The sequence below is a fragment of the Lysinibacillus sp. RU7 genome, from assembly GCF_057837305.1.
In genome coordinates this window covers 1-264 of record NZ_JBYQFK010000154.1, presented here as the reverse complement: position 1 = coordinate 264, position 264 = coordinate 1, and the positions used below count along the sequence as shown (strand labels likewise).

Below are 264 nucleotides of genomic sequence, written 5' to 3'. Positions count from 1 at the left end.
GCGTGAAGCGGCATCGCGGCTGGGCAGGGTGGGGAAGAACATGGTGAACTCGTCGCCCGCCAGGCGGCCGATCACGGCGTCGCCCAGGCCCGCGCTGACCTGGGCCATCACCACCTCGCGCAGGCGGCCCGCCACCCGCGCGAGCAACTGGTCGCCGGCCGCATGGCCCAGCGTATCGTTGACCGCCTTGAAGCCGTCCAGGTCGATGAAGAACAAGGCGGCCGGTCCCATGCCGCTGCGTTCGACGAGCAGGCGTTCGACCTG

At 70.8% G+C, this 264-nt stretch carries 1 protein-coding gene; it reads right to left on the bottom strand.

Annotated features, from left to right (window positions below; all coding sequences use genetic code 11):
• The coding region (locus AC3II9_RS21905) for a diguanylate cyclase domain-containing protein (protein WP_489158819.1) at positions 1–264 on the bottom strand (264 nt) is incomplete at both ends.